Here is a 14,117-nt window from a genome sequence, read left to right as displayed (position 1 = left end):
TCTGCCACCCCCGCCCCGCCGTGGGGCCACCAACTCGACCGGACCGGCCACGGGCACCTCGGGGCGCGACCGGCCGGCGCCCCTGCCGGGGCGGCGTCCAGGACGGTCAGCCCGGGCACCCGCACCCCGGGCACCCGCAGCACCGGCACCCCGTCCGACCTGCCCTTCAGTGGTGCGCGACCGGCGGCGAGGGGGGCGCCCGAGGCTGGTCCGGGAGGTCAACTACGATCGGCGGGTGCCAAGCCTGACCGGAATTCCGCTGCAGATCATCGCCACTGTGCTGGCGATCGCCGTCTTCGCCGCCACGATGTGGCTCTGGCCCCGGCTGGGCGGGCGGAGCTGGCGCGCCTGGACGGGCAGGATCGGCGCGTTCCTCGTGACCCAGATCTCGGTACTGGCCGCGCTCGCACTGGTGGCCAACTCGTACTTCGGCTTCTTCAGCACCTGGAGCGACCTGCTCGGTCTGGACGGCGCCCCCGGCACGGTGGTCGACCACAAGCCGGGCGGCAAGGCGATCTCGGTCACCGGCGAGCAGAAGATGTACTCCGCGCAGGGCTCGGCCAAGGAGCAGTCCGGCCTGATCCAGCAGGTGCGGATCAGCGGTGACGGCTCCGGCCTGGTCGGGAAGGGGTACGTCTACCTGCCGCCGCAGTACTTCCAGCCCGGCTACTCCGGCCAGCGGTTCCCGATGGCACTGGTGCTCTCCGGGTACCCGGGGAACGCGGAGAAGCTGATCAGCCTGCTCCAGTACCCGGCGTCCGCGCTCAAGGCGATCGAGAGCAAGCAACTGCCGCCCACCGTCCTGGTGATGATGCAGCCGACGCTCTCCGGCAACCGCGACACCGAGTGCATGGACATCCCCGGCGGACCGAAGGTCGAGACCTTCTTCACCGAGGACCTGCCGAAGGCGATGTCCGCCGACTACCGGGTACTGGACCGGCCCGACGCGCGCGCGGCGATGGGTGACTCCACCGGCGGCTACTGCGCACTGAAGTTCGCGCTGCGCAAGCCGGACGCGTACCGGGCGGCCGCGTCCTACTCCGGCTACTACAACGTCTCCAACGACCCCACCACCGGCGACCTGTTCGGTGGGAACGCCGAGCTCAAGCGGGAGAACGACCTGCTGTGGCGGCTGAAGAACAAGCCCGCCGCCCCGGTCTCGCTGCTGCTGGCGACCAGCCCCAACGAGGAGAACTACGCCGCGACCCAGAAGATGGTCGCCGCGTTCAAGGCCCCGACCGCGATGTCCACCATCACCCTGGACAGCGGCGGCCACAACTTCCACACCTGGACCCGGGAGATCCCGCCCGCGCTGGAGTGGCTGGGCAAGCGCCTGACGCCGCCTCAGCCGGCGAAGCCCGCGTAGTCGGCCCCGCCCGGACTGCGGGTCTCGGAGCCGGGGTCCCGATCCCCAGGACTCGGACCCGGCCCCGGCCCCGGCCCCGGCCGAGATCACACCACGCTCATAGCTGGGACTCATCGGAATCTCAGCGAGGCACCCGAGCGTGGTGCCATGACCTCGACCAGTTCCGTCCCTCTGACCGAAGAACCGTGGCCCGAGGCCGCGAACTACCCGCCGCCGGGCCCCCCGACGAGCGTCCCGAGCGTCACGGCCGAACCGCTCTTCCCGCCGTCCGACCCGCCCGCAGCCGGCCCCAAGGGGCCGTCCTCCTGGGCCGGGCGGCTGCAGACCCTCCCCGCCCGCGCCTGGCGCGGCCGCCCGGACGACCCGCAGTGGGTCCGCCCCGCGCTGCTCGCCCTGCTGGCCGCGACCGCCGTGCTCTACCTGTGGAACATCTCGGTCTCCGGCTGGGCCAACGCCTTCTACTCGGCCGCCGTGCAGGCGGGCACCCAGAGCTGGAAGGCGTTCTTCTACGGCTCCTCGGACTCCGCGAACTTCATCACCGTGGACAAGCCCCCGCTGTTCCTGTGGCCGATGGAGATATCGGCCCGCGTCCTCGGGCTCAACTCCTTCAGCCTGCTCGCCCCGCAGGCGCTGATGGCGGTCGCCACGGTCGGCACGGTCTACGCGACGGTGCGCCGCCGCTTCTCGGCGCTGGGCGGACTGGTCGCGGGCGCCGCGATGGCGCTCACCCCGGTCGCAGCGCTGATGTTCCGCTTCAACAACCCGGACGCGCTGCTGGTGCTGCTGCTCTCGCTCGCCGCGTACGGGCTGGTACGGGCCACCGAGACCGCGAGCACGCGGTGGCTGGTCTTCGTCGGCGTGATGTTCGGCTTCGCCTTCCTCACCAAGACGCTGGCGGCGTTCCTGATCCTGCCCGCCTTCGCACTGATCCACCTGGTGGTGGCACCGACCGGACTCTGGCGCCGGGTGGGCCAACTGCTGCTCGGCGGGCTGGCGCTGCTGGTCTCCGCCGGGTGGTGGGTGGCGATCGCCGAGCTGACCCCGGCCTCCTCCCGCCCGTACATCGGCGGCTCGCAGGACAACAGCTTCCTGTCGGTCACGCTGGGCTACAACGGCCTCGGCCGGCTGACCGGCAACGAGCGCGGCAGCGTCGGCGGCGGACCCGCAGCCGCCGGCGGTGGCGGCGGGACCGGCCAGTGGGGCACCACCGGCATCACCCGGCTCTTCGGCAGCGACATCGGCGGCCAGATCGCCTGGCTGATCCCGGCCGCCCTGGTCCTGCTGGTCCTCGGCCTCTGGGCGACCCGGCGTCACCCCCGTACCGACAGCGCCCGGACCGCCTTCCTGGTCTGGGGCAGCTGGCTGCTCTGCACCGGCCTGGTCTTCAGCTTCATGTCGGGCATCTTCCACCAGTACTACACGGTCGCCCTCTCCCCCGCCGTCGCCGCCCTGGTCGGCATGGGCGCGGACGGACTCTGGCGGGCCCGCAGGCGGCTGCCGTACGCGGTGCTGCTGGCCGTGGTCGTGGCGGGCACGGCGGTGTGGTCGTACGTCCTGCTGGGCCGGAGCTCCACGTTCCTGCCGTGGCTGCGGTGGGCCGTGCTGGTGGGCGGTCTGCTGGCGGCGGCGGCCCTGCTGCTGGCGGGCCGACTGGCCGGGCGGGTGGCGGCGGTGGTCGGCCTGGCCGGGCTGGCAGCCGCGTTCGGCGGTCCGACGGCCTACGCGCTGGACACCGTCGCGACCGCGCACACCGGCTCGATCGTGACGGCCGGGCCCAGGGTGTCCAGCGGCGACGGCTTCGGGCGCGGCGGACGCGGCGGCTTCCCCGGCGGCTTCGGCGGCCAGGGCGGGCAGCGCGCCGGCCGGGCAGGCGGCCAGCAGGGCGGGTTCCCCGGCGGCGGGTTCCCGGGCGGCTTCGGCGGCCCGCGCGGTCAGGGTTTCCAGAACGGCCAGGGCGGCGCTGCCGGATCCTGGCGGGAGTTCGGGCGCGGCGGCATGGGCAGCGGCATGGGCGGTATGGGCGGCGGCGGCATGGGCGGGCTGCTCAACGGCGCCCGGGTCAGCAGCGAGCTCGCCGCGCTGCTCAAGCAGAACGCCGGTTCGTACACCTGGGTCGCGGCGACCGTCGGGTCGCAGAACCAGGCCAGCTACCAACTCGCCACCGGCGAACCGGTGATGGCCCTGGGCGGCTTCAACGGCACCGACCCCTCGCTGAGCCTGGCGGGCTTCCAGCAGTACGTGAAGGAGGGGAGGATCCACTACTTCATCGGCTCCGGCGGGGGTGGCGGCATGGGCGCGGGCGCACGCTCGGCCACCGGCGAGGGCTCGGGCAGCGCGGTGGGCTCCCGTCCCAACGGCGGTGCCATGCGCGGCGGTTCGAGCTCGGAGTCCGAGCAGATCGCCACCTGGGTGGCCGCCCACTACACCGCCAGGACCGTCGGCACCACCACGGTGTACGACCTGACGGCGCCGGTCACCGGCTGACGCGGCGCGCTCGACGGCCCCGGGCCCACCGGATCTCCCCTCCGGTGGGCCCGGGGCCGTTCCGCGCATCGGCTGCCGCTTCGGATCACCGCACTGCGGCTCCGCCGGCCGGACCCTCCCGGGTGGCCGCGACGACCTGGGCCATCGTGACCAGGAAGCGGCGGGCCGCCGCCAGTTCGGCGGCGTCGAAGTCGCCGAGGGCCGCCACCATCCCGCCGATCAACGGGCCGAAGAACGACTGCCCGAGCTCCATCGCCCGCTCCTCGACCACGAGCAGCACCCGGCGGCGGTCCCCGGTGTCCCGCACCCGCCGGATGAGCCCGAGCCGTTCCAGCCGGTCGACCAGCGCCGTCGTCCCGGCCGAGTTGAGGTGCAGTTGCTCCCCCAGTCGGCCGGGTGTCAGCTGCGTACCGGCCCGGGCGGCGTCCAGCAGGGCGATCAGGGCCCGCAGATCGGTCGGGTGCAGTCCGTGCAGGCCCGCGAACTCGCCGCCGAGCAGGTCGAGTTCGACGGTGAGCGCACGCAGCAGGTGCACCAGCTGCATCGAGCCGTCGGCGGTGCCCGCCGAGCCCTTCTCCGTCCCCATGGTCCTTCTTCCGTCCGCAACGGCTTCCGCCAGATACCTCGCCAATCTATTATCTCGATCAGCGAGTGTATTGCTTGCCGAGACTGTTGCTCGGCAAGTAGATCCTGCCAGATCCGGGGGCACACCATGAGCACTTCCACCAGCCGGACCACCCGAGCGTCCGAGCGCCCGGAGTTCCGGACACCCGGCACCGAGGCGGCCTTCCTCGCCGCCTACGACGCCGCGCTGGCCAGATGGCCTCTCCCGGCGACGCCGATCGACTGCCGGTCCGAGTACGGAACCACGCGAATCAACGCCTGCGGACCTGCGGACGGCCGCCCTGTGGTGCTGCTGCCCAGCGGCGGCGCCACCTCGACGGTCTGGTACGCGAACGTCGCGGCGCTCGCGGCCACCCACCGCGTGTACGCCGTCGACCTGATCGGCGACGCGGGGCGCAGCGTCCGCCACGGCCGTCCGATCCGGCGCGCCGAGGACCTGGCCGGATGGCTGGACAGCGTCCTCGACCGGCTCGGCCTCGCCACGACCGCCATGGTCGGCCACTCGTACGGCGGCTGGATGGCCCTCGGCTACGCGCTGCACGCCCCGCACCGGGTCACCCGGCTCGCCCTGCTGGACCCGACCCAGTGCTTCGCCGGGTTCCGGCCGGGCTATCTGCTGCGGGCGGTTCCGCTCCTGCTCCGTCCGACCGCCGCGCGGGCCCGCGACTTCATCGCCTGGGAGACCGGCGGGGCACCGGCCGCCGGACTGATCGACCCCGCCTGGTCGACCGTCCATGCACTGGGCACGGCCGACTTCCCGCGCTCGAAGCCCGTCACCGGCCCACGCCCGTCGGCCGGGCAACTGCGGGCACTGACCGTCCCGACCCTGGTACTGACGGCGGAACGCAGCCGCACCCACGACGGCGCACGGGTCGCGGCCGCCGCCCGGGCGCTGCTCCCGCACGTCGAGGCCGAGGTGCTGCCCGGCCTCTCGCACCACGCCATGCCGATGACCGACCCGGGCCCGCTGAACGACCGCCTGACCCGGTTCCTCGACCGGGAGGCGTGACCGGGCTCCTCCCGGCCCGGCGCCAGGCCGGCACCCCGCGCCGGGCGCGCCGCTTCAGCCGGCCTTGACGGGGTCCGGCTCGACGGGGCCGGGCTCGATCGGGCCCGCTGCGGCGAGGATCGCGTCGAGGACGCCGGGGAAGCGCGCCTGGAGTTCGTCGCGGCGCAGCTCGTTCAACCGCCGGTTGGCCTCGCCGCGCTGGCGGATGACCCCGGACTCGCGGAGCACCTTGAAGTGGTGGCTGAGCGTGGAGGGCGCGACATCGACCGGGAAGGTCCCGCAGGCCCGCTCGGGTTCGGCCCAGAGGGTCTGGACGATGGTCATCCGGGTGGGGTCGGCGAGGGCGTGCAGGACGTCGAGCAGGTCGATCTCCTCGACGTCCGGATGGTGGAGCGGGGTGCGGCGCTGCTGCGAGCGGACCAAGGGAAACCTCCTGAACAGCGATGTTCGACATTCATCGAATAGCCGTGGTAGTAATTTCGTCGTTCGTAGAACTTCGAAAGACATCGTACTCGCAGGAGGGGATCCACAGATGCGTGCCTTGGTGATGACCGCCCCCGGCGGCGCCGAGAACTCGGTGCTGGCAGAGATCGACGAACCGGTTCCGGGGCCGGGCGAGGTGACGATCGACGTCGCCCACGCCGGACTGAACTTCGTCGACGTGATGGCCCGCCGGGGCGACGCCGGCTACGCGTCCTGGCCGCACCGCCCCGGCCTGGAGGTCTCGGGGACGGTCCGCGCCCTCGGCCCGGACGTCCACGACCTCACCGTCGGCGACCGCGTGGTGGCGGTGCCCAAGGGTGCGGGCATGTCCGAGATCGCGCTCGCCGCAGCCGAGTTGACCGTGCCGGTGCCGGACGGGGTGGGGCTCGCGGAGGCCGCCGCGACGCCGCTGGGCCTGGCCACCTCGCTCCTGCTGCTGACCGAGGCCGGGCGGTTCAACCCCGGTGACACCGTGCTGGTGCACTCGGCGAGCGGCGGGATCGGCACCGCGATCGCCCGGCTGGTACCGCTGCTGGGCGGGGGCCGGCTGATCGGTACGGTCGGTCGGCCGGAGAAGATCGCCGAGGCCGAGCGGGCCGGCTACCAGCTCGTCCTCGCCCGCGACAGTGACCCGACCGAGGCGATCCGGTCCGCCACCGGCGGCCGGGGTGTCGACCTGGTCCTCGACCCGCTGGGCACCACCGCCCTGGGCCTCGACCTGGACCTGGCGGCCCCCGGCGGCCGGGTGGTCCTGTTCGGCAACGCCACCGGCGCGCCGATCGACGCTCTGCCGCCGGTCGAGCGGCTGCTCCGCGGCAACCTCACCATCAGCGGGTTCAGCCACCGCGGTCTGGTCGCCGATGCCCCCACCCGGGTGGCCGCCGCCGTGAGCCGCATCCTGGGCTTCCTCGCCGACGGCCGGCTCACCCTGCCGGTCACCGAGGTGCCCGGCCTGGCCGACATCCCCGCCGCACACGACCTGCTCGCCGAGGGACGCGGCACCGGAAAGTACGTGGCCCGGATCGGCGCAGCCGGTTAGCCGGACCCCTTCCGCACCGCCCCCTCACTCAGCCCCCGCAGTCCGCTGCACCCGCCCCGCCGACCGGCCGTCCCGTACCCGTGCAGAGGGTTCGGGACGCCCGTGCGGCTCCTCGGATCCCTCGGTCACGCGCGGCCGGTCGCCCCGGCAGAGAACCGCGACGACCACCGCCGCGAGCGCCATGGCGCCGCTCCCGCACCGCAGCGCGAGGTGCAGCCCGTCGACGTGTCGTTCTGCGCGTGTGACTCGCCTCTGCGCTCCTCTTTCGGGGGCAGGGCCAGCCTCGCCACCACTCGCTCGGCGAGCACGACGGCCGCCACCTCCTCCATGCCGCTGTTCGCGGCCAGCTCCTGCACCCGTCGCTGTACGGCGTCCAGCTGTTCGGCAGTCAGGGCGGGCATGACTCGGGCGGGAGGAGGTTTGCGCAAGATCCTGCGCAGCAACGTCCTCGACCCCCGGCCTGCGCTCCCCACGGCGGCACCCACGCTCTTGCGTACCGCCTCGTCCAGGGCGAGCCACACCACCGGAGAGACCAATGCGGTGACCTCGTCCAGCCCGAAGCCGAGCGGCTCACGCGACCGGTTCCGGCCGGAGAGCCGTCTTACCACACTCTCGTCGTCGGACTGGCACAGCCCTTCTACGAGAGGCAGTTCCTCGGGTGCGACATCGGCGACGATCTCGCGGACGAGATCGCGCACCCGAACACCAGACCTTGAGGCCGGACCGCCTGCTGCCGGCACTGATGCCGCGCCCATGCGCCCCCCTTCGCCCAAGACCTTTTCAGGCCTGAGGTAGTGTCAAGTCCAAGAAATTGTCCCGCAGTTCAGCCAGAAACGGGAGGGCGTGCCACCGCCATCGCCTGGGGCCGAAGACGCCGAAGGGAATGTCCAATGACGCGGTCGAACCCGCCACCGCATCACTCGCAGCTACTTTGCCCCCGGGTACAGAGCTGGGAGTCGTACATTCACGGGCGAGCAGCCGAGCAGCGCCCGTCGCTGGAATCAGCGTGCACAACTGCACCGCGGCGCCGAGCACCGTCTGGGGACGCAGGAACTTCCGCCAGAACGCCTCGTCCGCCGAGGTAAGGGTGAAGTAGCGGATCAGGTCGTCCTTGCCGATCGCCGGGAACGAGCGCAGGGCCTCCAACTCCTCATCGGAGAACACACGCGTTGCCATCTGCCCGCCCCTCTCACCACCGGAGTCACTGGCCTCACTGCCGACGCGGAGCGGGCCGAGCGGCTCCGCACCACCGCCCGACATCCCAGCCATCCCCGCCATCCTCGACACCCCTGAACGCCTGAACGCCTGAACGCCTGAACAGAGAAGAGCACGAGAGCCATGAGTGACCGCACCTACCGGGTCATCGTCCGCGGCGTCTTCGCGGACCTCGACGACGCCCAGCGGGCCGAGCTGCTCGCGACCGCCGACCGGCACGACATCCTCAACGCGGCCTTCACCGACGAGGGCAGCCTCATCTACGACCGGGCGCTGCGCGCCTTCTCATTCCGCTGCGTGGTCCGGCAGCCCGCCGACGAGGAGGACGAGATGGCGGTCGAGTACGCCTGCGACCGGGCGGCCACAGCACTCGCCGCCCGAGGCCTCGGGCACGGCGTGCTGCGCGCCACCGCCACCAGCGTCGACGACATGAAGATCCGCCGTCCGCGGCGCTGACGACCGCACCTGCACCTGCCACCGCTCCGGCCGCTCCGCCCGGCTCCGGGGCTGGGCCGGCCGGCCGGCCGAGCGTGTGCAGCGGTGGTGGCGGCGGTGCTCACGCGGGTGCCGCCGACCGCGCGGGGCCCTTCAAGCCCCGCACTGGTGCAGCACGGAGTCGTCGGACGGTCCGCCGCCGCTGCAGGCCGTCAGGACCGGCGCGGCGGCGAGCAGCAGGGCTATCGCGGACAGGGCGGTACGGCCGGCGCGCACTGTGGTCTCCCCCGAATGGTGTGACGTCTGACGGCGCACCAGCACACCAGGGCAGTCATACCCGGTCAAGTCGCCGCAACGGGGGGACGGGGACATGGCGCGGCTCACACCCCCGATCCCCGGGGCGGTGCCGCCGCCCCGGGGGACGCTACCGCGCCACGCGGTCGAGCAACTCCTGTGCCCAGGAGGGGTCGTAGTCGTCCAGTCGGGGCAGCCCGCCCTGGTTCGGGTCTCCGGTCCAGGTGAAGGTGGCACCGGGGTTGTGGGCCTGGTAGCCGTCCGAGGTGAACAGGTGCGGGCTGCCCTGGATGTCGGGCCCCTGGGCGACGTGCCACTGGGCGTACACCTCGGCCCGGCCCGCGCCGCTCTCCAGCGCCTTGGCCAACTCCTCCGCGTCGACGTGCTCGCACTTGTCCGCGAGGTCGAGGATCACCGAGTGGACGCTGATGCACTTGCTCTCGCCGTAGAAGGCGTAACGCAGCGCGGCGTCCAGTTCGTCGCTCCCGCGCAGGCCGCCGACGGCCGGGTCCTTGGCGGCCTGGACCGCCTCCAGCGCGGGCAGCGTGGTCGACGGGTAGTCGGACTCGACACCCGACCAGACCCGCCAGCCCAGTTCGGGACGGCGCGCTCCGATCACGATGACCTCGGGCTCGACGATGTACTTGGGGGTGGGCTGGCGGTTGAACAGCTCCAGCGGGAAGGCCCGGTGGTCGATCAGCAGGTCCTGGCCGCGCTCGGCGGCGGCGGCCCGCAACGTGTGCAGCGCGAGGCTGGCCCAGGGGCAGCCGATGTCCGACCAGACGGTGACGTGGGCCGATTCGGGGCCGGCCGATTCTCCGACAGTGCTCATGCTGGGTACCCCTCAGTCCGTTCGCCTCGATCGGCGTCCGACTCCGACCGGCGCACCGCCGGGGGTCGGGCGCTCCCGTGCCACCCGGCCCATGATGGCCGCACCGGCGCCGGGTCGCCATGCGGGCACGGCACTTCGTCAGGTCGCGGTGGCAGAGCGGGTGCGCCGGGCCGACGGCAAGCGGACAGCAGGCGGGCACCGGACGGGCGGCGGGCGGCAGCCGACCTGACGAACTGGACGGCGCACGGTTGCCGCCGGACCTCCGCGCCCAACAGGCTCCTCGGGGGCCGGTATGGTCTTCGAGCCCGTCGGCCCGCCGGGGCCGCTGCCGAGCCCCTTATCTGCCAACTCTCCGACGTACTCAGGAGACCGCGATGTCTGCCGTCACCAGCCAGCCCGCACACCGGGACGCGGGCACCACTCCACCACCGGCCGGGCCGCCGCCGCTGCGGGCCGTACTGCGCCTCGGCGGCCTCGAGTTCCTGGCGGTGGTCGGGAACCTCTTCCTGGTGATGACGCTGGCCCGCTGGATCTTCCACCCGTCCTCACCGCTCGGTGGCCTGCTCCCCTCGCTGGACGCCAAACTGGCCGCCATGGGCGTCGGCGTCGGGCTGTACGTCACGGTGGCGTTCACCATCTCGGTGCGCCGCAACACCGCGGGCCAGCTCAACCCGTCGGTCACCGTCGGCCTGTGGGCGATGCGGCTGCTGCCGGGACGCCTGGTACTGCCGCTCGTGGTCGCGCAGTTGGCGGGTTCGGTGGCCGGTGTGGCCCTGGGGCGGCTGGTCTGGGGGCGGAAGGTGGCCGAGGTCGGGTACGCCGCGCTGGTCCGCGCACCGGGCTGGACCTGGCCGTCCGTCTTCGCCCTCGAGGGCGCCTTCATGCTGGTGCTGATGCTGCTGGTGGTGGTCTCGCTGGTGCAGCCCCGGTTCGGGCCGTGGCTGCCGCCGCTGACCGGTGCGGGGGTCGCCGCGCAGATCGTCTGGCTCAGCACCTGGTCGGGCGGCGGCGGCAACCCCGCCCGCCAGTTCGGCCCGGCGCTGTTCGCCGACCGGACCGAACTGCTCTGGGTCTACCTGCTCGCGCCGGTGGTGGGCTCACTGCTCGCCGGCGCCGCTGCCGCCCTGGTGCGGCGCCGCCGGTAGCCGATCGCCGGCCGGGACCTGCCGACCCGACTCCCGCGCTCGGGCCCCGGGGTGGCCGGGCCCCGAGCGCGGGGCGGGCGGGGAAGGCCCCGGACTACCGGGGCAGCGAGGAGATCGTCACGCGGTCGACGTCGAGCTGCGCGCCCTGGCCCCACAGCCGGTTGCCGGGCAGGCTCAGGTCGTCGGCGAAGGTCTCCGGGGTCGGGGCGCCGCGGTGCGGGTCGTAGTAGCGGTCCGGCTGGTCGGTCAGCCTGACCAGGCCGTGCCCGTTGTCGCCCTCGCCGTCCAGAATCGCGAACATCCCGAGCCCGCAGGAGAGTTGGCGGGGAGCGGCGGCCTGATCGGTACCGCCGAGGTCCAGCAGCAGGTGCGACCGGTCGGCGGGCTTGAAGCCGAGCCGGTTCATGCTGAACACCTCGCGGCCGTCGGCCTTCCACACCACCGTGCCCGCCGCCCGGTCGTAGGAGATCGCCAGGTCGTGCTGGGTGCCGGGGGTGCGGTCCGCGACCGGGAGGGCGTAGGAGAACGGCGCGTACGCCGCGCCGGGTGTCGGCAGCCGCTCGTAGAAGGCGTACAGCTTGGTGTTGGTGACGAAGAAGTCGAAGACCATCATCGTCTCGTAGTCGATCGCGCTCAGTCCGGCGGAGGCCAGCCGCAGATCGCTCTGCGGGTCGGCGACCTCGGCACCGAACGGGTTCTGCTCCGTCCCGTAGGCCCGGGCGCCCAGACGCGCGCCGCAGGTCAGCACCTTGCCGGGGACGGCGTCGAAGCCGGTGACGCCGGTGCTCGCGGTGTGGTTGGCGACCGCGTACCACTTCAGGTGGTCGGCCTGTCCGGCGCCGCCGTCGTGCTCCTGGCCGGTGGTGTAGGCGAAGGCCGGCTTGCCGGTCGTGGCGTTGCGGCCGGTCGGGACGACGGTCAGGCCGCTCGCGGAGGTGGTCGCGATGCCGTCCCCGTCCGGCAGCGAACCGGCGGCCGACAGCGCCCACTTGCCGCCCGTCCCGTGGGTGAAGCCACTGCGGAAGTCGTCCCAGACCACCCGGTAGCTCCCGCCGGCCGACTCGGCGTCCGCCCTCGCCGCGGCCGGTACGGCGACGGTACCGGCGGCCAGCGCCACCGCCGCGGCCAGGCCGGTGATCGTACGTCTCAATGCTCTGTGCACTGCTCGCTCCCGTGATCGTGTGCGCGGTCGACGGAGAGCGGTGCCGTGGCACCCCAACCCCCCGGACCCCTTGGGCTGTTGCGCGCCTCAGCGTGCAAGCCCGGTCGGCCCGGGAGCTACCGGCGGGCCCTGAATCCGTCAGGTCGGCCCCGCAGCACCAGGACCACCAGCACCACCAGCACCACCAGGACCACCAGGGGACGACCCGGGCTCAGCCGCCGATCGCGGACATCGGGCGGTCGGGCCGGACGAAGTCCGCCGAGTTGATGTCGTGGCCGGGGCCCTTGCGGGCGATGGTGCTGCGCCAGGCCGCCTCGATCCGGGCGTCGTCGGCGCCGCCGCGCAGCAGCGCCCGCAGATCGGACTCCTCGGTCGCGAACAGGCAGTTGCGCAGCTGGCCGTCGGCGGTGAGCCGGACCCGGTCGCAGCCGCCGCAGAACGGCCGGGTGACGGACGCGATCACCCCGACCACCGTGTCCGTACCGGCGATCCGCCACTCCTCGGCGGGCGCGTTGCCGTGCCGCCCGACCGGGTGGAGCTCCCAGCGCCGCGCCAGGATCTCCAGCAGCTCGTCGGCGGTGATCATCTTGTTCCGGTCCCAGGCGCCCTGGGCGTCCAGCGGCATGGACTCGATGAACCGCATCCGGTACCCGTGCGCGGCGGCGAACTCGACCAGGTCGAGGATCTCGTCGTCGTTGACCCCGCGCACCGGGACGGCGTTGATCTTGACCGGCGCGAGCCCGGCCGTCCGGGCGGCCGCGAGCCCGGCGAGGACGTCGGCGATCCGGTCGCGGCGGGTGATCTCGGCGTAGCGTTCGGGCCGCAGGGTGTCCAGGCTGACGTTGACCCGTTCCAGCCCGGCCGCTTTGAGGTCGCCCGCCGTCCGGGCCAGGCCGATGCCGTTGGTGGTCAGCGAGAGCTCGGGACCGAGTGCGGTGAGCCTGGCGATCAGTCCGGGCAGTCCGCGCCGGAGCAGCGGCTCGCCCCCGGTGAGGCGCAGCGACCTGATCCCGAGCCGCTGGACGGCGATCCGGGCCAGCCGGACGATCTCGTCGTCACTGAGCACCTCGGCCCTGGGCAGCCAGTCGAGCCCCTCGGCCGGCATGCAGTAGGTGCAGCGGAGGTTGCAGCGGTCCGTGAGCGAGACCCGCAGGTCGGTGTGGACGCGGCCGAAGCGGTCGACCAGCGGGGAGCTGCCCGTCGGCTCAGTACTACGAGGTGCCATCTCCCAAGTACAGGGCGCGCCCCCGCGAAGATCCAGCGGTGGAAGAGCCGGTGCACCACGGCGACCTGCACCTTTGCCTTGTGCATTCCTCCAACTGCAGGCCCGCCGACCGGCCCGTCAGACTGGCGGTATGGCAGACCGTGCGCACCCGCTTCCCGCTCCCCCGGCAGCCGTCCCCGCCCTGGTGCTGGCGGCCGGTGGCGGCCGGCGCCTCGGCGGGCGGCCCAAGGCACTGATCGAGCACCGGGGCAGGCCGCTGATCGAGCACGCCCTCGCGGTGGTGCGGGCCGGGGGCTGCACCGGGACGGTGGCGGTACTGGGCGCGGCCGCCGCACAGGTCAGGGCCACCGCCGAGGTCGGCGACTGCCGGCTGGTCGACAACCCGGACTGGGAGAGCGGCATGGGCTCCTCGCTGCGCGCCGGGCTCGCGGCCCTGCCCCCCGGCGCGGACGCCGTCCTGGTGATGCTGGTCGACACTCCCGGAGTGACTCCGAGCGCCGTCGCCCGGCTGCTGGCCGCCCACCGCTCGGGTGCGGAGCTCGCGGCCGCGGCCTACGGCGGACGGCGCGGCCACCCGGTGCTGATCGGCGCCCGGCACTTCGCCGAGGCCGCGGCAGGTGCCACCGGCGACGCCGGGGCCCGCGCGCTGCTCGCCGCGCACGCCGCCGAGATCGTCCTGGTGGAGTGCGCCGACGTCGCCGTGGCGGACGACCTGGACACCCCGGCGGACCTCGCGCGCTGGAACGCCTCCGCGCCCCTGAACTGTCCCTGAGGTATTGCCGCAATCGGCGCCAAGCCCCGTGC

15 protein-coding genes are annotated in these 14,117 nt (G+C 73.3%); 7 read left to right on the top strand and 8 right to left on the bottom strand.

What is annotated here, in order from left to right; all coding sequences use genetic code 11:
- Positions 1-235: 235 nt before the first annotated feature.
- Together UK12_RS05330 and UK12_RS05325 are read left to right on the top strand one after the other, a co-directional pair.
- Positions 236-1,366 (top strand): alpha/beta hydrolase, encoded by a 1,131-nt coding sequence (locus UK12_RS05330; protein WP_045300073.1) that lies wholly within the window; start codon positions 236-238, stop codon positions 1,364-1,366.
- A 147-nt stretch (positions 1,367-1,513) separates the two neighbouring features.
- Positions 1,514-3,850 carry an ArnT family glycosyltransferase gene (locus UK12_RS05325; protein ID WP_045300071.1) on the top strand — a complete coding sequence of 779 codons (2,337 nt, stop codon included), beginning with the start codon at positions 1,514-1,516 and terminating at the stop codon, positions 3,848-3,850.
- An 85-nt stretch (positions 3,851-3,935) separates the two neighbouring features.
- Here the strand turns inward: UK12_RS05325 and UK12_RS05320 are convergent, their stop codons facing one another.
- Complete coding sequence (locus UK12_RS05320) at positions 3,936-4,436, bottom strand: MarR family winged helix-turn-helix transcriptional regulator (RefSeq protein WP_045300069.1); 501 nt, start codon at positions 4,434-4,436, stop codon at positions 3,936-3,938.
- Between the two features lie 126 nt (positions 4,437-4,562).
- On the opposite strand from UK12_RS05320, the gene UK12_RS05315 reads away from it, so the two are divergent.
- A complete protein-coding gene (locus UK12_RS05315; RefSeq protein ID WP_082119325.1) occupies positions 4,563-5,483 on the top strand; it encodes an alpha/beta fold hydrolase in 921 nt (306 codons plus the stop codon).
- 54 nt (positions 5,484-5,537) lie between these two features.
- Here UK12_RS05315 and UK12_RS05310 read toward each other — a convergent pair whose 3' ends face one another.
- The gene (locus tag UK12_RS05310) at positions 5,538-5,906 is read right to left on the bottom strand and encodes an ArsR/SmtB family transcription factor (protein ID WP_045300067.1); all 369 of its coding nucleotides are present in this window, start codon (positions 5,904-5,906) and stop codon (positions 5,538-5,540) included.
- Between the two features lie 109 nt (positions 5,907-6,015).
- Here UK12_RS05310 and UK12_RS05305 point away from each other — a divergent pair, with 109 nt between their 5' ends.
- The gene (locus tag UK12_RS05305) at positions 6,016-7,005 is read left to right on the top strand and encodes a quinone oxidoreductase family protein (protein WP_045300065.1); all 990 of its coding nucleotides are present in this window, start codon (positions 6,016-6,018) and stop codon (positions 7,003-7,005) included.
- 125 nt (positions 7,006-7,130) lie between these two features.
- On the opposite strand, the gene UK12_RS40920 is transcribed toward UK12_RS05305, so the two are convergent.
- Both UK12_RS40920 and UK12_RS43010 read right to left on the bottom strand, forming a co-directional pair.
- Positions 7,131-7,703, bottom strand: coding sequence for a hypothetical protein (locus tag UK12_RS40920; protein ID WP_063838211.1), 573 nt, complete (start codon positions 7,701-7,703; stop codon positions 7,131-7,133).
- Positions 7,704-7,785: 82 nt separating this feature from the next.
- On the bottom strand, positions 7,786-8,181 hold the full coding sequence (locus tag UK12_RS43010; protein WP_231591050.1) for a DUF4158 domain-containing protein: 396 nt from the start codon (positions 8,179-8,181) through the stop codon (positions 7,786-7,788).
- Between the two features lie 162 nt (positions 8,182-8,343).
- Between UK12_RS43010 and UK12_RS05290 the strand changes: the two genes are divergently transcribed.
- Positions 8,344-8,676, top strand: coding sequence for a DUF6204 family protein (locus UK12_RS05290; RefSeq protein ID WP_045300063.1), 333 nt, complete (start codon positions 8,344-8,346; stop codon positions 8,674-8,676).
- A gap of 132 nt (positions 8,677-8,808) precedes the next feature.
- Here UK12_RS05290 and UK12_RS44305 read toward each other — a convergent pair whose 3' ends face one another.
- Positions 8,809-8,931, bottom strand: coding sequence for a hypothetical protein (locus UK12_RS44305; protein WP_269431990.1), 123 nt, complete (start codon positions 8,929-8,931; stop codon positions 8,809-8,811).
- A gap of 148 nt (positions 8,932-9,079) precedes the next feature.
- Positions 9,080-9,781: a DsbA family oxidoreductase gene (locus tag UK12_RS05285; RefSeq protein ID WP_045300061.1), complete on the bottom strand. Its 702-nt coding sequence runs from the start codon at positions 9,779-9,781 to the stop codon at positions 9,080-9,082.
- Between the two features lie 374 nt (positions 9,782-10,155).
- On the opposite strand from UK12_RS05285, the gene UK12_RS05280 reads away from it, so the two are divergent.
- The gene (locus tag UK12_RS05280; protein WP_052681578.1) at positions 10,156-10,926 is read left to right on the top strand and encodes an aquaporin; all 771 of its coding nucleotides are present in this window, start codon (positions 10,156-10,158) and stop codon (positions 10,924-10,926) included.
- Positions 10,927-11,020: 94 nt separating this feature from the next.
- On the opposite strand, the gene UK12_RS05275 is transcribed toward UK12_RS05280, so the two are convergent.
- Together UK12_RS05275 and moaA are read right to left on the bottom strand one after the other, a co-directional pair.
- Positions 11,021-12,076 carry a DUF6081 family protein gene (locus UK12_RS05275; RefSeq protein WP_052681576.1) on the bottom strand — a complete coding sequence of 352 codons (1,056 nt, stop codon included), beginning with the start codon at positions 12,074-12,076 and terminating at the stop codon, positions 11,021-11,023.
- Positions 12,077-12,299: 223 nt separating this feature from the next.
- The gene (gene moaA / locus UK12_RS05270) at positions 12,300-13,313 is read right to left on the bottom strand and encodes a GTP 3',8-cyclase MoaA (protein WP_045300059.1); all 1,014 of its coding nucleotides are present in this window, start codon (positions 13,311-13,313) and stop codon (positions 12,300-12,302) included.
- Between the two features lie 130 nt (positions 13,314-13,443).
- On the opposite strand from moaA, the gene UK12_RS05265 reads away from it, so the two are divergent.
- Positions 13,444-14,085: a nucleotidyltransferase family protein gene (locus tag UK12_RS05265; RefSeq protein ID WP_045300057.1), complete on the top strand. Its 642-nt coding sequence runs from the start codon at positions 13,444-13,446 to the stop codon at positions 14,083-14,085.
- The last annotated feature ends 32 nt before the right edge of the window (positions 14,086-14,117 follow it).

Source organism: Saccharothrix sp. ST-888 (assembly GCF_000955975.1).
Lineage (GTDB): Bacteria > Actinomycetota > Actinomycetes > Streptomycetales > Streptomycetaceae > Kitasatospora.
Note: the sequence above shows the minus strand (reverse complement) of the source record. Positions and strands in the feature narration are given on the sequence as shown.

Excerpts from the sequence above, each read along its gene's own strand:
- UK12_RS05290 (WP_045300063.1), top strand. The coding sequence starts at position 8,344 with ATGAGTGACCGCACCTACCGGGTCATCGTCCGCGGCGTCTTCGCGGAC.
- UK12_RS05265 (WP_045300057.1), top strand. The coding sequence starts at position 13,444 with ATGGCAGACCGTGCGCACCCGCTTCCCGCTCCCCCGGCAGCCGTCCCC.
- UK12_RS05285 (WP_045300061.1), bottom strand. The coding sequence starts at position 9,781 with ATGAGCACTGTCGGAGAATCGGCCGGCCCCGAATCGGCCCACGTCACC.
- UK12_RS05315 (WP_082119325.1), top strand. The coding sequence starts at position 4,563 with ATGAGCACTTCCACCAGCCGGACCACCCGAGCGTCCGAGCGCCCGGAG.
- UK12_RS05320 (WP_045300069.1), bottom strand. The coding sequence starts at position 4,436 with ATGGGGACGGAGAAGGGCTCGGCGGGCACCGCCGACGGCTCGATGCAG.
- UK12_RS05280 (WP_052681578.1), top strand. The coding sequence starts at position 10,156 with ATGTCTGCCGTCACCAGCCAGCCCGCACACCGGGACGCGGGCACCACT.
- moaA (WP_045300059.1), bottom strand. The coding sequence starts at position 13,313 with ATGGCACCTCGTAGTACTGAGCCGACGGGCAGCTCCCCGCTGGTCGAC.
- UK12_RS43010 (WP_231591050.1), bottom strand. The coding sequence starts at position 8,181 with ATGGCAACGCGTGTGTTCTCCGATGAGGAGTTGGAGGCCCTGCGCTCG.
- UK12_RS05325 (WP_045300071.1), top strand. The coding sequence starts at position 1,514 with ATGACCTCGACCAGTTCCGTCCCTCTGACCGAAGAACCGTGGCCCGAG.
- UK12_RS05305 (WP_045300065.1), top strand. The coding sequence starts at position 6,016 with ATGCGTGCCTTGGTGATGACCGCCCCCGGCGGCGCCGAGAACTCGGTG.